At 41.1% G+C, this 24944-nt stretch carries 23 protein-coding genes; 14 read left to right on the forward strand and 9 right to left on the reverse strand.

The window, feature by feature from the left end; translation table 11 throughout:
• The 3 genes from recB to ACQ4LT_RS10940 all read left to right on the forward strand — a co-directional run bounded on the left by recB (position 1) and on the right by ACQ4LT_RS10940 (position 6417).
• Complete coding sequence (gene recB / locus ACQ4LT_RS10930; protein WP_445666083.1) at positions 1 to 3615, forward strand: exodeoxyribonuclease V subunit beta; 3615 nt, start codon at positions 1 to 3, stop codon at positions 3613 to 3615.
• Positions 3608 to 5446, forward strand: coding sequence for an exodeoxyribonuclease V subunit alpha (recD, locus tag ACQ4LT_RS10935; RefSeq protein WP_445666084.1), 1839 nt, complete (start codon positions 3608 to 3610; stop codon positions 5444 to 5446). The genes recB and recD overlap by 8 nt, the downstream gene beginning before the upstream one ends.
• 275 nt (positions 5447 to 5721) lie before the next feature.
• Complete coding sequence (locus ACQ4LT_RS10940; protein WP_445666085.1) at positions 5722 to 6417, forward strand: inorganic pyrophosphatase; 696 nt, start codon at positions 5722 to 5724, stop codon at positions 6415 to 6417.
• Positions 6418 to 6485: 68 nt separating this feature from the next.
• On the opposite strand, the gene ACQ4LT_RS10945 is transcribed toward ACQ4LT_RS10940, so the two are convergent.
• On the reverse strand, positions 6486 to 7217 hold the full coding sequence (locus tag ACQ4LT_RS10945; RefSeq protein WP_445666086.1) for an FKBP-type peptidyl-prolyl cis-trans isomerase: 732 nt from the start codon (positions 7215 to 7217) through the stop codon (positions 6486 to 6488).
• Positions 7218 to 7396: 179 nt separating this feature from the next.
• On the opposite strand from ACQ4LT_RS10945, the gene ACQ4LT_RS10950 reads away from it, so the two are divergent.
• From ACQ4LT_RS10950 to ACQ4LT_RS10960, 3 genes are read left to right on the forward strand one after another with little or no spacing between them, the layout of a single operon-like run.
• Positions 7397 to 9016, forward strand: coding sequence for a DEAD/DEAH box helicase (locus tag ACQ4LT_RS10950; RefSeq protein WP_445666087.1), 1620 nt, complete (start codon positions 7397 to 7399; stop codon positions 9014 to 9016).
• 6 nt (positions 9017 to 9022) lie between these two features.
• Positions 9023 to 9463 (forward strand): hypothetical protein, encoded by a 441-nt coding sequence (locus ACQ4LT_RS10955; RefSeq protein WP_445666088.1) that lies wholly within the window; start codon positions 9023 to 9025, stop codon positions 9461 to 9463.
• Between the two features lie 44 nt (positions 9464 to 9507).
• On the forward strand, positions 9508 to 10266 hold the full coding sequence (locus tag ACQ4LT_RS10960) for a lysophospholipid acyltransferase family protein (protein WP_445666089.1): 759 nt from the start codon (positions 9508 to 9510) through the stop codon (positions 10264 to 10266).
• On the opposite strand, the gene ACQ4LT_RS10965 is transcribed toward ACQ4LT_RS10960, so the two are convergent.
• Together ACQ4LT_RS10965 and ACQ4LT_RS10970 are read right to left on the reverse strand one after the other, a co-directional pair.
• Complete coding sequence (locus ACQ4LT_RS10965) at positions 10263 to 11474, reverse strand: sialidase family protein (protein ID WP_445666090.1); 1212 nt, start codon at positions 11472 to 11474, stop codon at positions 10263 to 10265. The genes ACQ4LT_RS10960 and ACQ4LT_RS10965 overlap by 4 nt on opposite strands.
• Positions 11464 to 11865 (reverse strand): hypothetical protein, encoded by a 402-nt coding sequence (locus ACQ4LT_RS10970; RefSeq protein ID WP_445666091.1) that lies wholly within the window; start codon positions 11863 to 11865, stop codon positions 11464 to 11466. Before ACQ4LT_RS10970 ends, ACQ4LT_RS10965 begins: the two co-directional genes overlap by 11 nt.
• A 66-nt stretch (positions 11866 to 11931) precedes the next feature.
• On the opposite strand from ACQ4LT_RS10970, the gene nei reads away from it, so the two are divergent.
• The 5 genes from nei (at position 11932) to ACQ4LT_RS10995 (ending at position 16628) form a co-directional block, all read left to right on the forward strand.
• Entirely contained in the window at positions 11932 to 12756 is an 825-nt protein-coding gene (gene nei, locus ACQ4LT_RS10975) for an endonuclease VIII (RefSeq protein ID WP_445666092.1), read from the forward strand.
• Positions 12757 to 12874: 118 nt separating this feature from the next.
• The gene (locus ACQ4LT_RS10980; RefSeq protein ID WP_445666093.1) at positions 12875 to 13327 is read left to right on the forward strand and encodes a DinB family protein; all 453 of its coding nucleotides are present in this window, start codon (positions 12875 to 12877) and stop codon (positions 13325 to 13327) included.
• A gap of 69 nt (positions 13328 to 13396) precedes the next feature.
• On the forward strand, positions 13397 to 13891 hold the full coding sequence (locus tag ACQ4LT_RS10985; protein ID WP_445666094.1) for a putative metallopeptidase: 495 nt from the start codon (positions 13397 to 13399) through the stop codon (positions 13889 to 13891).
• Positions 13892 to 14060: 169 nt separating this feature from the next.
• Entirely contained in the window at positions 14061 to 15689 is a 1629-nt protein-coding gene (locus tag ACQ4LT_RS10990; protein ID WP_445666095.1) for a BCCT family transporter, read from the forward strand.
• Positions 15690 to 15710: 21 nt separating this feature from the next.
• A complete protein-coding gene (locus ACQ4LT_RS10995) occupies positions 15711 to 16628 on the forward strand; it encodes a universal stress protein (protein ID WP_445666096.1) in 918 nt (305 codons plus the stop codon).
• A 4-nt stretch (positions 16629 to 16632) separates the two neighbouring features.
• Here ACQ4LT_RS10995 and ACQ4LT_RS11000 read toward each other — a convergent pair whose 3' ends face one another.
• The 6 genes from ACQ4LT_RS11000 to ACQ4LT_RS11025 all read right to left on the reverse strand — a co-directional run bounded on the left by ACQ4LT_RS11000 (position 16633) and on the right by ACQ4LT_RS11025 (position 20747).
• Positions 16633 to 16812, reverse strand: coding sequence for a hypothetical protein (locus ACQ4LT_RS11000; protein ID WP_445666097.1), 180 nt, complete (start codon positions 16810 to 16812; stop codon positions 16633 to 16635).
• Positions 16813 to 17147: 335 nt separating this feature from the next.
• Complete coding sequence (locus ACQ4LT_RS11005; protein ID WP_445666098.1) at positions 17148 to 17372, reverse strand: translation initiation factor; 225 nt, start codon at positions 17370 to 17372, stop codon at positions 17148 to 17150.
• Positions 17373 to 17380: 8 nt separating this feature from the next.
• Positions 17381 to 17533: an oxidoreductase-like domain-containing protein gene (locus ACQ4LT_RS11010; RefSeq protein ID WP_445666099.1), complete on the reverse strand. Its 153-nt coding sequence runs from the start codon at positions 17531 to 17533 to the stop codon at positions 17381 to 17383.
• Positions 17534 to 17544: 11 nt separating this feature from the next.
• A complete protein-coding gene (locus ACQ4LT_RS11015; protein ID WP_445666100.1) occupies positions 17545 to 18144 on the reverse strand; it encodes a hypothetical protein in 600 nt (199 codons plus the stop codon).
• Positions 18145 to 18243: 99 nt separating this feature from the next.
• A complete protein-coding gene (can, locus tag ACQ4LT_RS11020; protein ID WP_445666101.1) occupies positions 18244 to 18861 on the reverse strand; it encodes a carbonate dehydratase in 618 nt (205 codons plus the stop codon).
• A 446-nt stretch (positions 18862 to 19307) separates the two neighbouring features.
• On the reverse strand, positions 19308 to 20747 hold the full coding sequence (locus tag ACQ4LT_RS11025; RefSeq protein ID WP_445666102.1) for a carboxypeptidase regulatory-like domain-containing protein: 1440 nt from the start codon (positions 20745 to 20747) through the stop codon (positions 19308 to 19310).
• Between the two features lie 656 nt (positions 20748 to 21403).
• On the opposite strand from ACQ4LT_RS11025, the gene ACQ4LT_RS11030 reads away from it, so the two are divergent.
• The 3 genes from ACQ4LT_RS11030 (at position 21404) to ACQ4LT_RS11040 (ending at position 24823) form a co-directional block, all read left to right on the forward strand.
• Positions 21404 to 21844 carry a hypothetical protein gene (locus ACQ4LT_RS11030; protein ID WP_445666103.1) on the forward strand — a complete coding sequence of 147 codons (441 nt, stop codon included), beginning with the start codon at positions 21404 to 21406 and terminating at the stop codon, positions 21842 to 21844.
• A gap of 89 nt (positions 21845 to 21933) precedes the next feature.
• Positions 21934 to 23415 (forward strand): O-antigen ligase family protein, encoded by a 1482-nt coding sequence (locus ACQ4LT_RS11035; protein ID WP_445666104.1) that lies wholly within the window; start codon positions 21934 to 21936, stop codon positions 23413 to 23415.
• 64 nt (positions 23416 to 23479) lie between these two features.
• Positions 23480 to 24823 carry a type II secretion system F family protein gene (locus ACQ4LT_RS11040; protein WP_445666105.1) on the forward strand — a complete coding sequence of 448 codons (1344 nt, stop codon included), beginning with the start codon at positions 23480 to 23482 and terminating at the stop codon, positions 24821 to 24823.
• The last annotated feature ends 121 nt before the right edge of the window (positions 24824 to 24944 follow it).

Raw genomic sequence — 24944 nt, forward strand, 5'->3', positions numbered from 1 at the left:
ATGAAAGAACTTCAGCCGTTTGAAATATCGTTTTCAGGCATTAATCTCATTGAGGCCAGTGCCGGTACGGGAAAAACTTATAATATTACCTCGCTGTACATTCGAGCGCTGATTGAGCAGGAAATTCCGGTTAGTAAAATTCTGGTTGTAACGTATACCGAAGCCGCTACCAAGGAGCTAAAAGATCGTCTATTACAACGGATGCGTGAGGCTGTTTCGGTACTCAAAAATGGAGAAGTGGCTAACAAACAGGATCAGTTTCTTCATGAATTGCTTCACCATACGGATGAAAGAGATCATGCGATTGAACAACTGGAAAAGGCAATACGATCGTTTGATGAGTCAGCTGTATATACCATCCACGGATTTTGCTACCAGGCCCTGCAGGAACAGGCATTTGAAAGCCGGGCGATGTATGACGCAGAGCTTATCGGGGATGATTCTGAGCTGGTGCTCGAGGCGGTGGATGATTATTGGCGGAATTGGGTGGCCGAGGTATCGGAACATCCTAACAAACAGCCGCTGTTCAACTTGCTGTTGGATAACGGATACGAACCCGAAAAGTTGGCAAAAGAGCTGGGTCCACATCTCGGTAAACCTTACCTGAAGGTTCTTCCTGAAAATATACCATCCGTTTCTGAGATAGAAGGTACACTGCAGGAGCTCCATGCGATATTTAAAAAGTTACAGGATAGCTGGTTGAGCAACCGCGAGGAAATTTTATCGTTGTTGCTATCAGATTCGCTAAATGGTCGAAAATATCGCAAGGACTATTTAGCAAGCTGGTTTGAGTATATGGATGATTTTTTATCGTCTGAATTTGTTACAATCAAGCCATTTGATCAGTTTGCAAACTTTAGCAGATCAATGCTGGAAGAGAATCTCAATAAAGGATATGATGAGATTCCTTCTCATCCCTTTTTCGATCTGACTGAGGAATATTTATCGATGTTGGATTCGGTATTGGGATTTGAAACAACATTTAAGAAAAACCTTATAGAGTATTTGTGGGATGAACTCGAGCAGAAAAAAGAGGATCTGCAGGTCTTATCCTATGATGATCTGTTGCTGCGGCTGCGTAATGCCCTCGTAGATGGTGATCACGGGGATATATTGTCTGATAAGCTGAGAGAAAAGTATCCCATAGCCATGGTTGATGAATTTCAGGATACTGATCCGAGCCAGTATGAGATATTTAGCCGGATTTTTGCGGACCAACCTGAGTCGGCACTTTTTATGATTGGTGATCCCAAACAGTCGATATACAGTTTTCGAGGGGCAGATGTGTTTTCCTATTTGAAAGCAAAGCGTGATGCCCCCGGAGAAAATACGTATGATTTGGGACGCAATTTTCGCTCGGTGCCGAAGCTTTTGGAGGGATTCAATACACTTTTTGGGGAGCACGATAATCCGTTTATACTTGATCGTATCTCATATGATACGGTGGAGCCTGGTATGGATGCAGATCACTATAATGAGTTATTAGAGCATGGAGAATCCCATCCCCCCATTCGATTTCGCAACATAGCCCTGGGTGAAAGAGATCAGTTTAATAAAAAAGAAGCGGCAGAGCTGGCGGCTGAAGATACCGCCCAGGAAATTTACCGATTGATTGAAGAGGGGAAAGTCGAAGAAGCTATTATTGGGGAAAAGAAAGTTGAGGCAAAAGATATCGCTGTTTTGGTGAGGACGCACAAACAGGCCGCCCTGATGAGTGAGGTGCTACGTGAAAAAGGAATCAAAAGTGTACAGTATAGTCAGGAAAGTGTTTTTGAAAGTGAGGAAGCACATCAGCTCGAAATATTTCTCAAAGCCGTAACTGAGCCGACTAATGAGAACCTTATTACAACAGCACTTGCGATGCCATTGGTCTCATACAGTGCAAATGATCTTATCGATTTAAAAGAGGATGAAGAGCAGTGGGTTTCAATATTGGATCAGTTTGCTGAATGGCACAGAATTTGGCAGGAAAAAGGATTTTCACCGATGTTTCGCTCCGTGATTAAAGAGGCAAATATATCTGAACATCTCATCGGGTATCCTGTTGGAGAGCGCAAGGTTACCAACTTGCTGCATCTGGGCGAGCTGATGCAGGCTGAGGCCCAACAGCAAAAGGAGGGAATGAGAAGCTTGGTGAAGTGGTTGGCTCGTAAAAGAAAGGAGGAATCCGGCGATCGTGATGAAGAACAGCTGCGACTGGAAAGCGACCAGGAATTGGTGAAAATTGTGACCATGCACCGGAGTAAAGGACTGGAATATCCCATTGTGTTCTGCCCGTTTTTGTGGTATGGTCCCCGCTATCAGGATCAGGGAAAACCACTGGTCTATCACGATCCGCATGATTTTGAACGAACATATTTGGATCTGAATGGTAAGTTCGACAGTGACCGTAATGAAAAGCGATTACTTGTAGCACGCGAAGAGCTGGCGGAGAGCCTTCGCCTGGCATATGTGGCTATGACCCGGGCTGAGCACTGTTGCTATTTGAGTTGGGCGTATGCAAAAAGATCGGAGTTTTCACCACTTGGCCATCTGTTGAGTGATCCGGAAAAATGTGATGATCTGTTAAAGGAAACCATTGAGCAAAGTTATAATGCAGTTGGATATCAGCAGTTTGAAAGTGAAATAAAGCGATTGTGTGAAGATTATCCGTCTCTTTTTACGATGGATACTCCACCGCTGACCGAGTCATTAAATAAGCAGTCGGATCTTTTTGATACTAAAAATGATCTGCAATTATCCGTCCGCAGGTTCGATAGAGTGACACCTATTACAACGAGTTATGAGGTGTCAAGCTTCTCGTCGCTGAGCAGCTGGATGGAGGAAGATGATCCTGATGTACCTGATTATGATCAGTTCACGGATTATGGGGAACTGGAGGAGCCGGCCACTGATCAGCCTGAGAAAAAAACAATGTTTACTTTCCCAAAAGGACCGCAGCCGGGGACGTGTATCCATAACATTTTTGAAAATTATTTTTCTAACTCAGAGGACAAACATGAGGTAATCACCAATCAATTGCAGCTGAACGGTATAGATCTGGAATGGGAAAATACCGTTTCTGAAATGCTTGACTTAGTGTTGCATAAGTCACTCCATCAAGATATCAAAGGACTCAGCTTATCTGTTGTAAAAGACAGCCAAATTCCGGAGATGGAATTCTATTATCAAAATGAGGAGATCGAAACCCGTAATCTATTATCTATAATTCGAAATGGTGCGGCCCCGCATTGGGAAAATAAGGGCAGGGCGGCCTCCGGTTTTTTAAAAGGGTTTATCGATCTAACTTTTGAGTTTGATGGGAAATATTATCTTTTGGATTACAAAACGAATTATCTTGGAGATACGATAACTGATTATCATCAAGATGAATTGCAGAAAGAGATGCGGGAAGCGTCTTACGATCTGCAGTATCATATCTATACAGTGGCACTCCACCGATTTTTGAAGAAAAGGGTGCCTGGCTATTCCTATAACAAGCATTTTGGAGGTGCTTTCTATCTCTTTTTACGAGGCATGAACAAAGAGGATAGTGAAGGCATATTCTTTGATCGCCCCGATGAACAGGTGATTATTACACTGAATGAATATATAAAGGGAGGGAGCGATGGATAATACAATACAGAAGCTGGATCAGCTTCGTCAAAAGGAAATTATTCGTCCCATTGATCTGGAGCTATGTCGTTTCCTCAAAGAGCGCCACTCGAATATTTCCCCAAAAATTTTAATAGCGGCTTGTTTGGTTAGTCACCTGTACCAGCAGGGGCACGTTTGTTTACCGCTGGATGAGTATGCCGGTGAACCTATCTTTGATGATGAACGGGTAGAGACAACACTAAAAGCCCCGGCCTTGGATCCATGGCGTTTGGCCTTGGCGGAATGTTCTGCTGTTGGCAAACCGGGTGATTATAAGCCGTTGATCCTGGATGATGGAGATCGCCTATACATGCATAAACTATGGCATTACGAACGCACGCTTGCCAAGGAATTGATAGAACGAAGCCGTCGGCAGGATGACAATATTGACGAATCGCTATTGCGGGATGGGTTGAGTCGCCTTTTTTCTGATTCATCTCAAAAACAGGACTGGCAGCAGGTAGCGGCAGCAACTTCGATTCGCAATAACCTCTCCATTATTTCAGGCGGACCCGGAACAGGGAAAACCTCAACGGTGGTTCGCGTGCTGGCATTGATTCTTGAGCAGTATCAGGACAGAGACAAAAAGCTACATATTGCTTTGGCGGCACCAACAGGTAAGGCGGCAGCCCGTCTGCAAGACTCGATTATTAGCGCTAAAGAGGGGCTGGATGTTTCTAAAGAAATTCGAGAAGCGATCCCAGAAAAGGCTCAAACTCTTCATCAGCTACTGGGTGCCCGCCGCTACAGTTCAGAGTTTAAGTATAATGCCGACAATCCAATCCCATACGATCTGGTAGTTGTGGATGAAGCCTCGATGGTTGACCAGGCGTTGATGAGTAAGCTCGTAGAAGCGTTGCTCGACGATACGAGACTTTTATTATTAGGGGATAAAGATCAGTTGGCCTCGGTGGAAGCGGGATCGGTGCTCGGTGATATTTGTGATATGGATGGGAATCAGTTTTCCGAAAATTATACCGACTGGCTAAATACCTTATCGCTTAATATTTCGGATGAATTTGTAGTTGATGACCCCAGATCACTGACTGATAATATTACATTACTTACCAAGAGTTATCGGTTTTCGTCAGACAGTGGTATTGCTCGATTGAGCAAAGAAATTAACGATGGGAATGTTGATCGTACTTTATCACTACTTGAGTCAACTGATATTGAGGATGCTATATTTGAGAGCATTGTTGATAGCGGCGAACTGGAGTCCGTTTTAGAACAGAAGATTCCAAAGTATTTTCAAGATATTTTGGAATCTGAAAATCCGCGCGAGGCCGTTGAAAAGTTTAATCAGTTTGGTATTTTAGCCGCTCATCGTAAAGGGCCCTGGGGGATTGTACATCTGAACAAACTTGTTGAAGATATACTCCAAGATCATTCTATAATCCCCAAATATGCGCAATGGTATCCCGGAAAACCGGTTATTATTAACACCAATGATTATACGCTGGAGTTGTTCAACGGGGATACCGGAGTCTGTTTTCCTGATCAGAATGGGGACTTGAAGATTTTTTTTAAGAATGAAGGGGAGGTTCGGGGGATAATGCCCAGCAGGCTGCCTACCCACAATACCGCCTATGCACTGACCGTCCATAAAAGCCAGGGATCGGAATTTTATGAAGTGATGCTCGTATTACCGCGAACAATTTCAAAAGTAGTGAACAGAGAACTTTTATATACGGCTATTACGAGGGCACGCACAAAAATTACTATCATGGGTGAAAAGCCAACACTTAGAAAAGGGATACAAAAGAAAATTCGCCGCTCATCGGGTTTAAAAGACTATCTTTGGTCATAAAAAGGATGCCTTTAGGCCCTAATAAATAGGTAATCTGATCGTTATCACATCTCAATAATTAATAAAAAAGATCGGAACAAAGCCGATTCTTTTGAGTAATAACTATTGAACATACTGATCCCTGGTTACTTATCTATTGTAACCATTGATTTGTACCCCGAAAAGCCAACGTACAAAACAGGACCGGTTGATCCCGGTCCTGTTTATTTTTTTGCTCTTCTTAGCCATTAATTTTTCATATCTTTCGATATTCAAATCAATTTAAAATTAAGGCCATGAAACGTTCAAATATTCGCCGTTTCTTAAAGCTATCAAAACTGTTTTCAAAGCCACATCCCTGGCACGGTATTGATATAGGAGAAGAAAATCCTGATGTCGTAAAAGTTTTTATCGAGATTGTGCCCGGAGATACGATGAAATATGAGTTGGATAAAGACAGTGGTTATTTGAAAGTCGATCGCCCCCAAAGATTTTCAAATATTTGTCCAATGCCGTATGGATTTATCCCCCAGACATTATGTGATGAGCTTGTGGGAAAATATTGTATGCAAAAGACGGGGAGAGATGATATTGAAGGTGATCAGGATCCACTGGATATTTGTGTGATTACGGAACGCAATATTCCTCACGGCAACATCATTCTTGATGCTATTCCGGTTGGGGGATTTCGTATGATTGACGGGGAAGAGGCCGATGATAAGATTATTGCCGTGATGAAAGGCGATGCTTCTTTTGGAGGCATGAAAGATATTCAAGACGTTCCCAACCATATCGTAGAACGACTATCTCATTATTTCCTGACGTATAAACAGCGTCCCTTTAGTGATGAGAAAAGGGAAGTAGAGATCACGCATATTTACAATCAAAAAGAAGCAAAAGAAGTTATTAATCGAAGTGTAAACGATTATAACAACCGCTTTAATGTTGATAAGAAAGAGCTGTTTGAACTCATTGGATCAGGATTGGAATAGGGAAAATAGAAAAGCCTGACAGGTTGCTTGGCCCTGCCAGGCTTTAAAGTAGTAAGTAAAAAAGTAGTTTATTCTCCTGAAGTATCTTCGGGATTAACTTCAAGAAGTTCGACTTCAAAAATTAGTGTTTCATCCGTACCGATAGAACTTCCGGGGGGAGGATTTTGTCCATATGCTAAATCTCCGGGAATAAAGAATTTATATTTCGCGCCTTCTTTCATCAGTTGCAGTCCCTCGGTCCATCCCGGGATAACACGATTTAAAGGGAATGTAGCAGGTTCCCCTCGTTCGTAGGAACTGTCAAATACCGTTCCGTCTATCAGCGTGCCTTCATAATCAACTCGTACCTGGTCTCCTTTGCTTGGTGATTTGCCAGTCCCTTCCTCAAGAACTTTGTATTGCAGACCGCTTTCGGTTACCTGTACGCCTTCTTTATTTTTATTTTCGGCCAGGAATTCTTCTCCTTCTTTTTTATTACCCTTGCTCTCCTCAATTTTCTTTTGCTGAGCTTGTTGGCGTGCCTTGATTTGGAATTTTTGAATGGCCTGTTTCATTTCCATATCAGAAAGTAGTCCTTCTTGCTCATTCAGGGCTTGTTCTAATCCGGCTTTTACCAGTTCCGGATCAATATTATCACTCATGCCGCTTTCGGCCATGAATTGTCCGTTTTGGAAGCCTAAGCTATAGCTTAAACTATCAGCCTCGGTTTCGAGAGATACATCTCCCGAACTGGAATTACAACCGGAAAAGGCAAGGGCACCGGCCAAAAGAAAACAAAAAATATAAGTTGTATACTTCATAAATATTCGTAGAGGTTAATTCTTGTTATGAATTTCTGAATAGAGTTCGAAGTTATCTAAATTTTACCTTTTAAAAAATTACAGACTCTGTTAAGTGAATTGCTTAGAAAATCGTATCTTAGGGCTTCTTATTGAAAAGAATACTATATCAACGTAATTAGAAATTAAAAGAAAGCATATTGAGTTTCGAGAAGTTTGATTTGAGCAATGAGCTCATGATGGGATTAAAGGATTTGCGATACAGCGAGCCTACACCCATTCAGGAAGAATGTATCCCACTTATTTTAGACGGTAAAGATGTTATCGGGGCGGCACAGACAGGAACAGGGAAAACAGGAGCCTTTGTTATCCCGTTGCTGCAGAAAATTACACAGAATAAATCTGATGATACGCAAGCGCTTATCTTATCGCCAACCCGTGAGCTTGCCCAGCAGATTGAAGAACAGATTTTTGCGTTGGGATATCATACGGGAATCACATCTGCGACGGTAACCGGTGGCAGTGATTACGGTACACAGGTAAAAGCCATTCGGGCAGGTGTTGATATTATTGTAGCCACGCCCGGTCGGTTGATTGATCAAATGAATGTGCTCAACCTTGATTTCAGTGGGCTGGAGTACCTCGTCTTGGATGAAGCCGATCGAATGCTTGATATGGGGTTTTTACCTGATGTGATGAAAATTGTAGAACAGCTCCCCAAAGAGCGTCAAACAATGCTTTTCTCAGCTACTATGGTTGAGGAGGTACAAAAAGTCGTTGATCAGGTGATGGTAGATCCTGTAGAAGTAGAGTTTGAGGTATCTAAACCGGCCGACAGCGTTGATCAGCAGATCTACTTTGTACATCCCAAAAAGAAACTTTCTCTCTTTGAACAGCTTTTTGATGCGGATAAGTATAAAACGGCTATTGTATTTTGTGCAACTAAACGCGGGACTGATGAAGTGGAACGGATGCTCAAGAAGCGGGGCGTAAATGCTGTAAGTATGCATGGTGATCGTGATCAGCAGGAGCGAAACGAAGCCCTGCGTCTATTTAAAAACAAGACGCATCCTGTAATGGTTGCCACCGATGTGCTATCGCGGGGTATTGATATTGACGATGTGTCACTTATTGTCAACTTTGATGTACCAAATAATCCCGAAGATTATATTCACCGGATTGGTAGAACGGGTCGTTATGATAAAGAGGGGACGGCTATTACGTTTGTAAGTAATAAAGACAAAAAGTATTACCATGCCATTAAGAATGTCGTAGGTGATCAGCTAACAGTCAAGGAAATTCCGGACGAAAGCTCTCCGAAGGTAAAGGAGAAAAAAGAGCGTACTCCCAAAAAAGAATCTCGACAAGAATCAAAGCAGCAGGAGAAGAAAGAGAAAAAAAAGAAAAAACCTGTTTCAAGGGAAGAAAGCAAGTTCGCCAAAGAGTCTGAAAAGAAGAAAGACAAGCAGACTAAAAAACAGAAAAAAGAAACTGAAGATCCCGAAAAACAAGAGTCCAAACAGAAGCCTAAGCAGAAAAAAGAACGTAAACCTCGTCCGAGTGGTTCAAAAGGAAGGTCACAAAGGCAGAAAAAATCAGAGAATGGGAAGCCGGGGAATAAGAAAAGTTCTCCCAAGAAAAATGATTCAGCACGGTCGGGCAAAAATATAAGTATTCCCAAACATATCCGGGAAGCGGAACAAGAGGAGGATATTTTCCAGCCCGAAATTATTGAGAAGGCTGTTTCCCGAAATAAGAAATCCCTAAAACCTGCCAAGGGTATATGGGGTGTTATCAAAAGTCTTATCCCAAAGTTATAGTGGGATATGAAGTGGCCATTACATTTTATTTCGATTCTGATTCTAACCTTACTTTTAGGTTGTTCTCAGGATAAACAATCTTCCTCCCAAACGCTGTTATTGGCTTTGAGTGATAGTGATGGGTTGTTAAATGTTGTCGATTATCAGGTGCGGGATAATACATTCGTGAGATCCCGCCAACAGGGCCGTTATCAAGCGCATATCTTTGATGATAGCAATGTATTGCAAAAGATTAATTTTGAGAGGATTGGAATCTCTGCCGCTAATAATAGTAATCCGGAGATCGATTTTTATGTAGCTATGCCGTTACTTGCAAATGCAGACCGGATAGAAATCTATATGCTTGACGGTAGTTCCGGACACTACCAGTTGAAAACTGATAATCCATTACTGGAATGGCAGATACCCAAAAATATTGTGCCCAAAAGCCAGCGAGTGAAAGAATAGGATCTTTGTAAAACGTTCTGTAATTATGGATATTAACAACTTTTATGTTATCGACTGTTAAATCAATTGCAATTTGGATAGGGATTGTGATCCTTATTTTGATATGGTTGCCTCTACTGACGGTAAGTCGATTATTTGACCGAGATCCGGCTCGATATAGAACAGGAAAACTGTTTCGGAAACTGGGAAAGTACATTTCTAAGATAAATCCCAACTGGCAGATTACCATCACGGGGTATGAAAATATTGATGATCGCAGGCCTTATGTAATGGTCTGCAACCATCTGTCACAGGCCGATATTCCCTTAATTTCGAATCTGCCCTGGGAGATGAAATGGGTGGCCAAAAAAGAACTTTTTGATACACCGGTTATTGGATGGATGATGAAACTTGCAGGCGATATTGCGGTAGATCGGAAGGCGCCTGACCGTAGAGAGCATACCTTTAAACAAGCAATATATTACCTTAGTCACGACTGTTCTGTAATATTTTTTCCGGAGGGTACGCGATCGCGAAATGGTAAATTGAATCGTTTTAAAGCCGGTGCTTTTGATCTTGCTATCCGAGAAGAAATACCCATTTTACCAATGGTTATCGACGGAACTCAAAATACGTTGCCCAAACGCAGCTGGAAGTTCGGCGTAGCCAAGCATATTAAGTTAAAGGTGCTTGATCCCATCTCAACAGAGGGGTTGGAGAAAACTGACATTCGAGAACTTACGAATCAGGTCCGTCAGGATATTTTAGACCAACTGTCTGAGTGGCGGGATAAAGGGCCAGAAAAAATTGATAACTTGTCTTAAGGGGTAAGGGACATTTTCTGTGTAATTACCTTTGTTCCCGTACTATCAGATTGTGTCCATGCAAAAAATAAGGCATTACCCATTTGTTCCATTTGAGGATAACCGGTTCTTCGGGATTCACTAAGTTTTGCAACGGTCTTAGATTGATTAATCTGATTTCCCCCGTTAAAAGAAGCAACTTTTAGCAGTGCTTTGTTTTTCCCTTTCTCCAACCAAGACAGGTAAGAAATACCCTTGTATATTTCAGCATCTACGCGACCCAGCGAGGTACTGTCATTAAGTATGACCGGTTCACTGAACGTTGTTCCGCTATCGACAGAATAGGCATATTTAGCAGTGGGATTATCATTTGCGCCTGTATGCCATGCAATGGTCACCAATGAGTCCTCTGCAGCCAGCATGGGACCGTTTACCGGACAAGCTCCAATTTCCCAGCCGTCGTTATAAACAGCTTTGGGACTGGTCCATTCCTCTCCGTTAAATCGACTGGTATAAATATCTCGAATTTCATTATCGGTACGATTTCGATAGGCGACAATAGCTCCTTCGGATGTTTTGATGAGTGAAGTTGGACAGCAGTCGCAAACTGCATCATCTATTAGAAATCGTTCTTGTATGTTCCCATCGCGATCGATAAGCGCCCCGCGTAACGTCATTGCATAATCCAGGTTATAGTATTCCTCACCAGATCGTCCGTCCGTTTTTCGTCCGTCCAGCCAAACGACTAAGAATGTATCTTCGCCCCACGGAACCATTGATACAAATCCGTGTTCGGTAGGTGTGTCGTCGTTATGAGGCACTAAAGCCTGATTCCAATGGCCGGACTTATCTGTAGCTGAAATGTTAACATCGTAAGCATAAGGTCCGCCCGGTTTTTTGTTCAACCAATGGGCTGCAACAGGACCATCGTTATTGGCAATAATGGAAGGGAAGTCGGCCCAGTTTACAAACCAAGTTGAATCGGTGGCGATTGTTTTTGGAGCACTCCACTCGTCGTTTGAATACGAGGCGTAATTGAGGGAATGGGTTTCATCACTATTATTCGTAATCCAGCTCATATATAGTTGATTATTGGTACTATACAGGTATGGATAAACACTGTTTTGTGAAGCAGGATTTGAAAATTGCGTAGCGCTCTTAGGGGATGAATTACATCCCATAAAAACTACCGCGAGTACGAAAACGAGAATGAGGTTACTATTCTTCATTGGACGTTGTTTTTGATTCTTGCGTTTGGAGGCGGTATCCCATATATATGCCGCTTATGGTTAATATGGGTGCTGTGATCAGATACCACAGTGGTTCACTATCGGGCATCATGGAGTAGTTGATGAGCGAGACCGCTACCATCGTTAAAATAAATCCCAGGATAACTTTGGAGGCATTTTTGGCAATGGTGGTGGCGAGCAATCCCCCAAAAAGGCCGAATGCAAATTGTAAAAAGGTTACTCCTATGATCCATTGGGTCGATGGTAAATGACTAATGCCCGTGAGCGTAATATCAGCTCTAAAATAGATCGAAGTAATGACATGTATAAAACTATTAAGCGCAGCAATGGAAAAATATCCTGCTGCAATGGCGATCATGGTTCTGACCATAGTTTATGAACGATTTAAAGCTTAAAGTTGTAAAACAATAAAATTTAAATAGATAAAATAATTTTTATGCCAGAAGGACCAGAAATTTGGAGAACTGCTGATTCATTAACCAAAGCCCTGAAGGATCGACCGACAAAAGAGCTTTATTTCGCTTTTGATGAATTAAAGGATTACGAAGCAAAGCTTAAAGGACAATCTGTGGAAAATGTTGAGGCTCGCGGTAAAGCCCTGCTTACTTTTTTTGGGAATAACAAGGTCATGTATAGCCATAATCAACTGTATGGAAAGTGGATGGTGAGTGATTCCGGTGAGCAACCCGATACCAACCGATCGTTACGGGTAGCTATCCACAACGGCAAAAAGTCGGCCTATCTTTATTCGGCATCCGATATTGAGATGTTGGATAGGGAAGAGGTGGATCAGCATTCGTATATCAAAAAGTTGGGTCCAGATGTGCTGCACCCGGATACTACGTATGAGGATGTTCTGAGGCAGTATCAGTCTGATGAGTTTAAGAATAGGAAGCTGACGACCTTACTGCTGGATCAGGGATTTGTGAGTGGAATTGGTAATTACCTGCGCAGTGAAATTATGTTTTATGCTAAGGTGAACCCCCGCAAGAAATTGCGCGCATATTCTGATAAACAAAAAGAAGCGCTTGCTAAAGCTACATTCAAGCTTACTACGCGGTCATATGAAACGGGCGGTATAACCAATGATCCTGAAATTGTTGAAGCACTAAAGCGCGAGAATGCCACTTATGATGAATATCGGCATTTTGTTTACAAGCGAACAGATGACCGTTGTCACAAATGTGGTTCAATAATAAAAGAGGAGAAAAATGGAGGCCGTAAAATTTATTTTTGCCCCAATTGTCAATTGGAAGAATAATACCATCGGATGGCTGGTTTTGCCATCCAATAGATGGAAAGCTGGCTTCTTTTACCCATCCAATGGGTGAGAAAGTTATCAACTTGAAAATTAAACCTTAAAAAGGCACTCTCACGGTATGAGCTCGTTCCAACAAGATCTTAATGCACTTTTTCAACGTGATTTGAATCGTCTCATTGAGAATCTTCGAGATACACCTGAAGAAATGCTCTGGAAAACACCGGAGGGTATAACCAACAGTATTGGTGTACTGGCACAGCACCTGACAGGTAATATAAATCACTTTGTTGGTGAAGGGCTTGGAAATACAGGATATGAAAGGGATAGGGAACGTGAATTCAAAAATATACTCACCCCGAAAGAAGATCTTATCTCAAATATAGAAGATCTAAAGCATACATTGGCGACTATTTATGACGATATTGAGGATGAAGAAATTGACGCTGAATATCCAATGGAAGTGCCTTTTGAGGCAACAACAAGAGGTTTTTTGATCCATTTATATGGACACTTGAATTATCACTTGGGACAGATTGATTACCTGCGACGAATTATGTCTGAAAATGGATGAAAAGATGGCCACAGAATCATACCTTTGGGAGCCACGAAATTCTGAATTTAAAATAGAAGATGTACGTCTATGAAAGACAATGATTTTTTGAAGCCCGGAGATACCGTTGCCCATAGTAACAAGCAATTAATGGAGTCTCCTGAAATAGCCAAAATTGCGGAAACAGTGATCGAGCGGGAAAGCCTTGACTTTGGTCCTGCCTCAATCGGGTATTTTTTGGTATATCCAAACCTTTCGAAATACAAAGCCGCCAAATGCAAAAAAGCATCCCGGGAAGTAGAGTATTATTCCGGACACAATTACCTCATCGAAATTTCCGGCGAAATGTGGGATATGCTTGATCAAAAGACTCGTGAAATGGTGGTATTTCATCAGCTCTTGCATGTGGATCCCGTATACAAAGCCAAAAACCAAGAATGGAAGATGAAGGTGCGTAAGCCCGATTTTTCCGACTTTTATGAGATTAACGACAAGTACGGCAACGACTGGTATAAAACCGTGCAGGCAACGGTCTCGTCGCTTTACGATTTAGATCCCAAAAGAGAAAGTAAAGTGAATCTGTAAGTAACTTTTTTCTGTAAAATCAGGGATATGGTTCGTTCCATATCCCTTTTTTATTGGTAGCCGCCAGCTAATTGATTTCTTTAATACTGAACGTTTTATTTCCTATTCAGATTTAGTAGGGTAGCAGGGATCAGTGCAGACTTGATAATACTTAATTAAAAGTATTTTAATGAGCTTACGATCAGAGGATACAGAAGAGAAATCCGAGCAAGAGGGTATTAAAAAATATTTCGAGGTTCATAAGCCCGTCTTTTGGCCATCCGTTGTTCTGATCCTCACTATGATTGTAACCACCTTGGCGATGGGAGAGCAGGCCCAAACGGTGTTTGAGGGCGTCCAGAGTTATATTTCAAATAACATGGGATGGCTCTTTATTTTATCAGTAAATGCTTTTCTGATATTTTCGCTTGCCATAGCCTTTAGTCGTTTTGGGAGCATCCGGATTGGAGGTGCCGATGCCAAACCGGAATTTAGCACTATGGCATGGTTTGCCATGCTCTTTAGCGCCGGAATGGGAATTGGGATCATGTTCTGGAGTGTAGCCGAGCCCATCTACCATTTTTTGAGTCCGCCTATGGCAGAGGGCGAAACGGTGGAAGCGGCTCGACAGGCAATGAGTCTGACGTACCTGCACTGGGGATTTCATGCCTGGGGCATATATGCCATCGTCGCACTTTCATTAGCCTTTTTTGCGTTTAACCGGGGGCTGCCACTTTCATTCCGATCGGTTTTTTATCCCATTCTCGGCGATCGAATCGAAGGATGGATTGGTGATGTTATTGATACACTGGCTGTATTGGCTACTCTATTCGGTTTGGCTACCTCACTCGGGCTTGGTGTAAAACAGGTGAGTGCCGGCTTGAATCACCTTTTTGCTTTTCCCGATACGGTCTGGTTACAGGTTGGATTAATTGTAGGAATTACAATGATAGCTACAGGTTCAGTTGTTTTAGGGATCGATAAAGGGGTGCGCGTACTCAGCGAAGCGAATATTCGCATTGCGGTCTTGTTTTTGGTTTTTATGATGATTGTTGGTCCCACCATCTACATCATGGATTCTTTTGTTCAAAATCTCGGACATTATGCTAATAATATTTTAACCTATAGTTTTTGGACGGAAACTTATGAGGGATCAACCTGGCAAAACGGGTGGACTGTTTTCTACTGGGCGTGGTGGGTTTCATGGTCTCCCTATGTAGGTATGTTTATTGCCCGAATATCCAAAGGAAGAACGGTGAAAGAGTTTGTGCTGGGCGTGCTTATAGCTCCGAGCATTGTTACCTTTTTGTGGCTTGCGGCATTCGGTGGAACGGCCATAAATTTGGAAATGCAGGGAATAGGCAATATAGGATCTGCAGTTGAAGAGAATGTGGCAACTGCACTTTTTGTATTGCTCGAGCAATTTCCTTTAGGATTTGTAACTTCCATCGTTGCCATCATTTTGATAATGAGTTTTTTCGTAACCTCATCAGACTCAGGATCGCTGGTTATTGACAGCTTAACGAGTGGTGGAAAGCTGGATGCACCCGTCGGTCAGCGTATATTTTGGGCACAGACCGAGGGAGCGGTAGCAGCCGTGTTGCTTATTGGAGGAGGATTAAATGCCTTGCAAACGGCTTCTATAACCACAGGGCTTCCGTTTCTATTTATCCTACTATTGATGTGTTACAGCTTGTATAAGGGATTGAGTGAGGAACATCAGCGAAAAATAGAGCGTAAAGAGAAAAAACAGCGCGATTCGTATAAAGAGTTAGTCTCCAAGCTGGTTAGCAAACAAAAAGATGAAACTGCTGAATAAAACATTAAAAGGTGTCCGGTTATGAATTCTTTTAATCATTGGATGGTTGGCCTCGACCTAACGAATATGGATGATCTTGTGTTGGGCTATCTGAATTTTTTGTCAGGGATTAATGAACCTGAACATCTTACCTTTATTCATGTCATTGAGGATGAAGGAGTTTCAGAAGAGCTTAATGAACTATTTCCTGAAGTGGAGACGTCCAAATCACTTGAAAGTATTATTCGCAAAGAACTTAAAAAGAAAATAGATCGATACTTTGATGCTAACGGACCGCATGTCAATATTATAATAAGAAAGGGCAGTACAACAGAAACTCTGTTATCAGCTTTAAATGAATTTGATCCCGATCTGTTGGTGTTAGGCAAAAAAACAGGGTATGAGGGAGAAGGTGTTTTGGCACGAAAAATTACCAAATACGCGCACTGCTCACTGCTTTTTGTGGCCGAGAACTCCCAGTATAAACTTGAAAATCTTCATGTTCCCATAACCTTTTCAAAGGCTTCAGCAAGAGCGTTAAAACAGGCTCAAAAAATGTCAGGGTCAGTAGGTGCAGATCTCCATGTTCAGCATGTTTATAACTATCCGGCACAATTTTTCCCTTATATACCCTCAGATAAATACTCCGAGCGGATGAATGAGCATCTGAATAAAAAATTTGAAAAATTTAAGAAGAAGTATGACTTATCGAGTATTCCAAACTGTACTTTTACAGTGAATGATGAGGGAAAGGATGCTGATCAGATCTACAATTTGACTCTTCGCACCCGGGCAGATTTGATTATGGTAGGAGCAAAAAGTAAAAGTTCTGTGGCTGCGTTACTTACCGATGAGATGGCAGACAGTCTCGCGGAATATCATTTTGGAGTACCGGTGCTAATTTATAAAGAAAAAGAAGAACACATTGGTTTATTAAAAAGCTTATTGGATAAGGATTAGATAATCATTCTTCCTCTTCTTCAAAGAAGCGCATTTCGAGAGCTTCCAGCCGGCGCTCAATCTGTAGCAGTTTCTGTAGAATTAGCACATGTGTTTTACCGGCATCAATACCCACAGGGCTGTCATCATCCTTAATTTGTTCTAAAATCTCTTGGTATTCTTCTTCTGAAATATTCAGGCTCATAATTGTTGATTTGCTTAAGTTATTTTGACTCAAAATATTTAATCCCTCTTACATCTTTCCTGAAAGATGAGAACTGGTCAGCCACTCAAATATAACAGGTCTCAAATTAGTGGAGGTTGAAAGAGATTTTCGAAAAGTTTAAAAATACAAGATATACGGTTAAATAAGTTGAGATTATTTACCGTCATCCCCCTAATCACGATAAAAGAATCGTGAGTTTCCCCCTTCGAAGGGGGACAGGGGGATGATAGCCAATAAACTTTATATTGTAACCTTAAATTGTTATTTGATGGATATTAGTCGGTACTTTTTTAACAATCCTATAGGGATATTCATCACTTTACATTATACCCTTCGTCCTGTAAAAACGAGCGGACTTTATCTACGTGATCACCCTGGATTTCAATTGTTTTGGCATAACTCGTTCCACCGGCTCCACACTTTTGCTTAAGCTGTTTTTCCAGCTTCTCAATGACCTGCGGATTATGCTGAATATTCGAGATCATCGTAACCGTTTTGCCTCTTCGTCCGCTGGTATCCAATTTAATATTTATGGCCATAATAGTCTTTACTGTCTTTCAGGTTTGTTATTCTGATACTCTTTTTGCTGCTTTTTCCACTCATTATACTTCTCTAAATGTTCCTCATAAATCTCGTAAATACATTTTGTACATCCTGAACCGCAACAATCGGTGGGAAGGGGCCTAATAGGTTTGCGCATTTAAACAGAAATTATCCCGTTTCGCCGTACGCTTCGGGACGAGTAGTTTTGAGTTCGAATCCGTGTAGCGAATAATTCTTAAGATGCCACCACGCGCGCTTTAGCTTGGAATCTGGCAACGTAAATGATACAACCGAATGAGCAGCCCGACGTAATGTTTTATCGGCATCCGAAAACTGTTCAATATCGATAATAACGAGCCCGTTAAATGCCTTCACTTTTTTCAGAAAATAGCGCTCCTGCGGGGTCGCATACTTCGTATGAGAATGGGAGTAACTGGTATATACCCCGCAGAGCTTTTCTCCATTTTTGAAATAGAGTATATCGTCGGATTGATCAATATTGTCAAAAAAGTCATCCAATTTATCGAATGATTCTGACTCAATACGGGATGACAAGTCTGATGTATCAACTACGCGCACCTTTCGATTTAATTTTTGCTTCAGGTCCTGCAGTGCTTTCTTTTTATTGGCCATATAAAGTCCCAAAAACAAACTCAGATGATGCCGATCTTTTTCAACATCAGTTACCAGGTGATCCAATAGTTCGGTGTATAATTCTTCTCCATAAGAGACATCTTGAAACTTGTTTTCGGGCGTTTTAATATCCATCAGACTAATAAATTTTGCAGAAAGTTAGGTAAGCAGTTACAGTGATTTTGAATTTCAATTAAATATATGAAACGTATCTATCAGACCGAAGAGTTAACTTTACAGATTGTCAGCTTCTTTGGCTGAACTGGCGCAAATATCTAAGTCGTTTAGGAGGCCTGTTTTGAGGTCATAAATCAATCCATGAACGCTTAGGTCTTGTCCTTCTTCCCAAGCCTGCCGTACAAAAGGGGAGTGACAGATATTTTGAACTTGGGCCAATACGTTGAGCTCACAAAACTGTTTTAATTTGTCTTCCTCGGAGCTATTATTTTCGATCTCGTTTTTGTGTTTTCGATACACGTCCTGAATTTCTGCCAGCCAGTTGTCGATTAATCCCAAATTCTGATCCTCATACGCTGCCTGCACGCCTCCGCATCCGTAATGACCGCAAATAACCACGTGCTTAACCTTGAGCACGCTTACAGCATACTGTATCACCGATTGACTGTTGATATCAGAATGGGATATGACATTGGCAATATTGCGATGCACAAATAGATCGCCGGGACCGAGCCCCATAAGCTGGGCGGGAGGAACGCGACTGTCTGCACAACCAATCCATAAATAATTGGGACTTTGTCCTTTTGCTGATTCTTCAAAAAAATTCGGTTGTTGTTCTTTGATGTTGTCAGACCACTCTTGGTTTTGATCAAAAAGTGTAGAAAGATTTCCCATTGTTATTTCGTTACTCGTTTTGTTCAAAATTGAAGGCTAATATAACGAGACTATCGGGCTTAGTGAAATCCCCATTTTAATATTTAAAATTTTAAAAAGCCCGAGTTTGATCTATCTGCTGATATCTGGATGAAATGGGTTTTATGCTTGCTTTACCCATCTATCGGATGGCAGTTTCCGCTATACGATAGGGTTTGATCCCCATCCGGCCGCTGGGTTTGCGATCAGATGGATTTGAAATTGCTTGTTTCATCCCCGATTGGGGGATTAAATATCTATTGGATGAGCTGCCTGCACGAAGCCTTCTCGTAGCGCAGTAATTTGAAATAGAAGTTTCAGGGTAGGCGGGCAACCCCAGCCATCCGATAGGGGATTACAAACATAAAAAATAAAACCCCGTCAGCCTTTAAAATACTGACAGGGTTGATAAGCCTTTTTATTACAATTTATTGTGTTTTTGCACGACTTCCATCTATTGATTTCGTGGTTGTTTCTCCAAAAGGAGAGGTAACGGTAATAGTGAAACTCCCTTCCGTGTTAACTGCTTCATCCGGATCAGAATCTGAAATAGTTAACTGGAATTCCGTAGTTCCGGGTCCGGGTTGGAAGTAATCCCCCAGTTCTAAATCAACAATATCACCGCTTGCTTCTAATCCCTGACCAGTTGAAACTTCAATTCTGGTATCTGCGGCCATGGGATATCCGTTAACATCCGTTATCGTCACGTCAAATGTTTGACTACCGCCATTGCTGATATTAAGGGTTGTTGGATTTATATCTATATCAGCTCTTGGTGTAGTGAGCAATAGTGCAGTTGTTTTTTCAATATAGTTATTGTTTTTATCAATTGTTTGGGCAGTTACATCAACAAAGCCTGGTCCCATTGGGTGCCCTGTAGGTTCACTACCATTGGCCGATAAATTTACAGTGGCATAACCGTTCTCATTTGTTACCGCACTTCCGTTAACCAAACCTCCATTAGATGATGAAAAGTAAACTGCTGTTCCTTCCTCAACAGGATTTCCTTTGAGGTCTCCAACACTAACTGTAATACTGTTGGTATGGTCTTCGGCTACTATTCCATAGGCATCAAAATTATTTACTCGCGGAGCAACATGGAAGTTCTCTTTCACAGGAAAACCACTGGATATAGAGATAAGAACGGGCGAAGATCGAATTGTTATTCCATGATCCGGTCGCTCTATAACGGCTTCAATACGTACGGTTCCTGATGAATCCCCGGCTGCCAGGTTTGATTTCACCGTCCCCACGGGACTTCCCACACCGGTAGTTGCTGTTTGAGGGGTAATACGTTCACCGCCATTGGGACCTCGTATAATTTGGAAATTGACATCAACAGGGGAATCGACCACGCGTCCTGCCGAGTCCGTCACTTCAAATGTAAAGGTCGCATTTACATCACCCCCTGTTTCACGCACACTGATTGTACTTTCGCTTAGATTTATTAGTTCCATATTGGCCGGTCCACCTGCTTCTCCTCCAACCTGATCATCTTCGCCCTCATCACCATCGCCACCTGCATCGTCTGTGGATGCTAATTGAATTACAAGATCATCCACATCCGTATCCGGAGCCATTTTGAAATTGGTTGTCTGTGTTTCGTACCCTTGTTTTGAAGCCTCGAGCGATATATTTTGAGTTTCATTACCGGGATCTACATCAAAAGAGAAGTTTCCGGAGGAATCCGTAGTCGCTGTTTGCTGCAAATTTTCCGGTTGTACAACCTCGACCACAGCTTGATTGACGGGGTTTCCGCTTTCGGATTCAATGACTTGTCCGGCAATAATAACAGAGTCATCAGCTCCGCATGCCTGAATGAATAGTAAAACTGCGATGGGGAATAGGAATAGTAGACGATTTTTCATTGCACTAACGATGTATTAAGAGAATAGATTAGGTTCACTTTAATGAGTATCTAACACCAACGTGATTACTAATATTAAAAAATATTAATACTGAGCTTAATCTTAAGGGGATCAAATGGTATTGTCAACTATAATAATTGCTGATTAGTGAGAATACAATTTTAATTTTTTAATCTGTTTTGGTCTGTATTGGTTGTCATCTTACAGGAGGAGAGGATAATAGAAAAAATGATAAACTCGAATGGGTTTTGGAAATTCTTATATTAATGCTTAGAAACTCTTTTAACTCAAATCAACTCTTCGAAGCTTTTGTAAAAGCGTAGTTGAGAGAGGGACCGGAAAGTTTTGAATGGGAGCTAAATTTGGTTAGCATTGAGACTGAAAATATTTGAATATTAGAATTTTTTAATATTTCGTTTGCATTTGACGCTGTGAGGTGTAATCTTAGTGTTAAGATATTCGAATCAGGTTTAAGAAAAATTAACTTGTTTCATCATCTGTGAAGGCTTAATGTTCAATTGAAACAAAATTTGTAACAAATATTATTTTGTTCACTCTTGATGGGTGAACAAAAGCGAAAAGTTATTCGGGGTTCTTCGGAGCTTTTCAAAAATGATCTAACTAATAAACAATCATCTAACAAATAGGTAACAACCATGGGACAACAACAACTTTTACTCGTAATTTTGGTAACGATTATCGTAGGTATTGCTACGGTCGTAGCTATTAACACATTCTCAAGTGCAAGCGACAGTGCTAACGTAGATGCTGCTCGACAGGATATGCTAACTATGGCCTCTAATGCTCAAGGATGGTTTATGAAACCTGCTATGATGGGTGGCGGTGGAAATGCATTTGATGCTTCCAGTGGTGATGCTATTACCTTGGAAGATATCTGCCCAGGAACTGTTGAAACTAGTACTTGTAATACTGAAAATGGTTCTTATACTTTAGGTACTATTAATGCTGATGGTTTTGTTCTAAATGGAACACCAAATACTGCAGGTGGTACATTAGAAGCATTTGTAGCCCAAGATAATATTTTCCAAACTTCGGCTATGACTAATGAAGGTATAACTTATACTGCAGGTTCTTAATTATTTTTTTTAGGAACTTACTTGTTAAAAAGGCCCCAATTAATCTGGGGCCTTTTTTATTTTTAAAGAATTAATGTAGAAAATATTTTATGCATCGCATTTTCTTTATTGTGTTGTTATCGGTATGTGTGATTTTACCGGTAGTTTACTTTACCGATATCATGTTTCTCTACAATGAGAAGCGGATTATTCAATCTGGATTACTAATATTAGCTGGGATAGTGGCTTTATTCTCATCTACGCAAAAAATAAGCCGATTCGTTTCGTATTTGCCGGCATATTTTTGGTGGGGAATTCTTATTTCTTTGGTGATATTAATTATTTCAATAATAAAAGCTCCCTTTCCTTTTTATAGTGTCGTAGAGATTAGTTTGTTTATGCTTTTGCTTTGGACTGCTATGATAACGGCTCATGTAACCCAAAATAATAATTTTGGTAAATATGCAGTTATAGCATCAGCCTGTTTTTTGGTTTTTTTTTATTCGTTGAAATTTGGTCTCGGCTACACATTTTATTTGTTGGAATTTAAAGATTTTCCACTTTGGCCCGCTTCGGGATTGAAAACAGGAATTATTGGTTTTGCCAATATTCGGTTCTTTAATCAGGTACAGGCTTTTACGTTACCTTTGTTAATTGGGGGAGCTGCCATAGCTTTTTCAAAACAGAAAATAGCGGGATACTTTCTGTTATTTCTGGCAGCAATTTGGTGGATGCTGTTACTTCAATCTGCGGGCCGCGGAATTATTTTGAGTGTTCTTATTGCTGCCTTAGTCGTCCTCGTGTTTTTTAAAAAAGATACCCACAAATGGGCGTGGTATTTTTTAGGGACTTTAGCAGTGGGATATATAGCAAAAGTATTATTATTTGAAATAATAACAGACCTGGAACAAACAAAATCGATTTTGCGTGGGGGCAGTGGTCGTTTAACATTGTGGCCCAAATTATTTTTAGCTTCATTAGAGAAACCTATATTTGGTCATGGGCCAATGTCATTTGCATCTATAAATACAGATTATTCCAGAGGCCATCCCCACAATTCATTGTTACAGTTGCTCTATGAATTTGGATATCCAGTTACGATAACAATTGTGGGGGGTGTTTTTTACGGGCTAAAAAAATGGATTGATCAGACTAAAGAGCAGTTTGAGATAATAAAAGAGGATTTTGCTGAAGAGGTCGTTATTCGAATTTCTCTTACAGCCGCCTTATTCGGAGGACTTATCTATAGTTTACTCAGTGGAGTAATCGTCATGCCGATGAGCCAACTATGGTTGGCTTTGGTTTTTGGAACTATGTTAGGCTTATACGTAGAAAATGATTCAAAAGAGAAGAAACTGGCATCTATAAAGCTATATAAAGTTATTTGTTTTAAACTATTACTTTTAATTGCCTCAATTACTTTGGCAAGTGTCTTAATAAAGGACCTTCCACATTTACGTGAAAATGAAAAGAAATTTGTGAAAGAAACAAATCGAAATGTATTTCGTCCCCGTTTTTGGCAGCAGGGTAAAATTGGTGTTGATCAGATGCCAAAGATTGAAAAAAAATCGAATACTGAATCTAATTTGTAACAAACATTTATTATTCTGATCATTGTATTAGCAAAGTCATCTACGAAAAATAGGAACAAGGATTATGCCGCAGTTTAGATTACGTGCCATTTCGCCGCAGGGAAAGATGATCAAATCGGAGTTTGAGGCGGACAGCAAAAAAGAAGCCGAAAATAGAGTAGAGAAGCTCTCCCGAAAAAACGGCTTTAAGGTTAAAGGAGTTGACAAAAAAGAAACCTATCAGTACAAAGTTCAAAAGGGAAATAAAGATCCCGTTACTGGCGAACAGGAGGCTTATTCCAAAGAGGAGGTCGAAAAAGCTCTGGTAAAGCTTGGTTACAAAGTCATCCGTATTAATAAAAAGTGGTTCGACTTCAAAGGGGGCGTCCCGCAAAGTGAAGTTGTGACCTTTATTAGTCTCAGCGCTGATTTGTTAGAGCAGCAGCTTAGCTTTGATGAAATTCTTGAGTTGCTGTATGAGGACACCACCAATGCCCGCATGAAAGAGACGATTGGCACCATTCAGAAAGACCTAAAGGATGGTAAAGAGGGCGATGAGGTTTATGGCAAGCATGAGGATGTTTTTGGAGAATTTGCTTCTTATATGTTAAGTGTGGCTTCGACCAGTGGTAATATGGCGCAGGTATTTAAAAGTACGGCTAAGTTTCTTGAGCGTGACGCCGAGTTTAAAAGCAATTTGCGCCGTTCGTTGTTGATGCCCGCCATTACGGTTGTTGCAACTATTGGAGTTATCCTGTTTTATGTGGGGTATATTTTTCCCGCTACTGCTGAGGCTTTTGTAGAGATGGATATTAAATTGCCCCCCATGACGGCTGCTACACTCGAGTTGAGTTACTGGCTGCAGGACAACTGGCTGATGCTTACGCTGGCGCATGTTATTCCCATTTCCGCAGCATGGTATTGGCTTACCCAAACTCCCAAGGGGCAGCTTTGGCGGGATAAAACCATTATCAAGGTTCCGGTTATCGGTGATCTTATACACAAGACCAGTATCGAAATTTTTGCGCGCGTTTTTTATACGCTCTACAGTGGATCGGGACAAAATATTGAAGTTATTAAAGTAGCAGCCGAAGCCTGCCGCAATAAATATATGGAAAAGCAGATCAAAGAAGTGGCCATTAAAATGATGTTAAAAGAAGGCGCCGGACTTATTGAATCACTTAAGGCTACGGGAGTTTTTACGGATACCGCAATCAGCAGGTTTAAGCTTGGGGCCGAGTCGGGAGCGTTAAAACAAAATGCCAAACAGTTGGCAGAATATTACGAAACACAGACGACCTATAAAATGGATACCATTGTGGATATGATTAGTCTGGGGGTAAACCTCTTTATTATGATAGCGCTTATTGCCATTACGATTGTTTCGGCTGAATCAGCATTAATTAGCCCTAATACAGGAGGCATGTAATCTGAATTAATATTATCAACTACATAAAGGAAATAATGGGGCTCTCGATTTTTTCCTTACATTTCTGAAAGGATCATGTATATTGTAAAAGTATTTTTGCATAAATATTAGACTACTCAGC

The organism is Fodinibius sp. AD559, assembly GCF_052712805.1.

Coding starts and splice junctions, on each gene's coding strand:
- recB (WP_445666083.1), top strand. CDS start 1: ATGAAAGAACTTCAGCCGTTTGAAATATCGTTTTCAGGCATTAATCTC.
- recD (WP_445666084.1), top strand. CDS start 3,608: ATGGATAATACAATACAGAAGCTGGATCAGCTTCGTCAAAAGGAAATT.
- ACQ4LT_RS10940 (WP_445666085.1), top strand. CDS start 5,722: ATGAAACGTTCAAATATTCGCCGTTTCTTAAAGCTATCAAAACTGTTT.
- ACQ4LT_RS10945 (WP_445666086.1), bottom strand. CDS start 7,217: ATGAAGTATACAACTTATATTTTTTGTTTTCTTTTGGCCGGTGCCCTT.
- ACQ4LT_RS10955 (WP_445666088.1), top strand. CDS start 9,023: ATGAAGTGGCCATTACATTTTATTTCGATTCTGATTCTAACCTTACTT.
- ACQ4LT_RS10960 (WP_445666089.1), top strand. CDS start 9,508: ATGTTATCGACTGTTAAATCAATTGCAATTTGGATAGGGATTGTGATC.
- ACQ4LT_RS10965 (WP_445666090.1), bottom strand. CDS start 11,474: ATGAAGAATAGTAACCTCATTCTCGTTTTCGTACTCGCGGTAGTTTTT.
- ACQ4LT_RS10970 (WP_445666091.1), bottom strand. CDS start 11,865: ATGGTCAGAACCATGATCGCCATTGCAGCAGGATATTTTTCCATTGCT.
- nei (WP_445666092.1), top strand. CDS start 11,932: ATGCCAGAAGGACCAGAAATTTGGAGAACTGCTGATTCATTAACCAAA.
- ACQ4LT_RS10980 (WP_445666093.1), top strand. CDS start 12,875: ATGAGCTCGTTCCAACAAGATCTTAATGCACTTTTTCAACGTGATTTG.
- ACQ4LT_RS10985 (WP_445666094.1), top strand. CDS start 13,397: ATGAAAGACAATGATTTTTTGAAGCCCGGAGATACCGTTGCCCATAGT.
- ACQ4LT_RS10990 (WP_445666095.1), top strand. CDS start 14,061: ATGAGCTTACGATCAGAGGATACAGAAGAGAAATCCGAGCAAGAGGGT.
- ACQ4LT_RS10995 (WP_445666096.1), top strand. CDS start 15,711: ATGAATTCTTTTAATCATTGGATGGTTGGCCTCGACCTAACGAATATG.
- ACQ4LT_RS11000 (WP_445666097.1), bottom strand. CDS start 16,812: ATGAGCCTGAATATTTCAGAAGAAGAATACCAAGAGATTTTAGAACAA.
- ACQ4LT_RS11005 (WP_445666098.1), bottom strand. CDS start 17,372: ATGGCCATAAATATTAAATTGGATACCAGCGGACGAAGAGGCAAAACG.
- ACQ4LT_RS11010 (WP_445666099.1), bottom strand. CDS start 17,533: ATGCGCAAACCTATTAGGCCCCTTCCCACCGATTGTTGCGGTTCAGGA.
- ACQ4LT_RS11015 (WP_445666100.1), bottom strand. CDS start 18,144: ATGGATATTAAAACGCCCGAAAACAAGTTTCAAGATGTCTCTTATGGA.
- can (WP_445666101.1), bottom strand. CDS start 18,861: ATGGGAAATCTTTCTACACTTTTTGATCAAAACCAAGAGTGGTCTGAC.
- ACQ4LT_RS11025 (WP_445666102.1), bottom strand. CDS start 20,747: ATGAAAAATCGTCTACTATTCCTATTCCCCATCGCAGTTTTACTATTC.
- ACQ4LT_RS11030 (WP_445666103.1), top strand. CDS start 21,404: ATGGGACAACAACAACTTTTACTCGTAATTTTGGTAACGATTATCGTA.
- ACQ4LT_RS11035 (WP_445666104.1), top strand. CDS start 21,934: ATGCATCGCATTTTCTTTATTGTGTTGTTATCGGTATGTGTGATTTTA.
- ACQ4LT_RS11040 (WP_445666105.1), top strand. CDS start 23,480: ATGCCGCAGTTTAGATTACGTGCCATTTCGCCGCAGGGAAAGATGATC.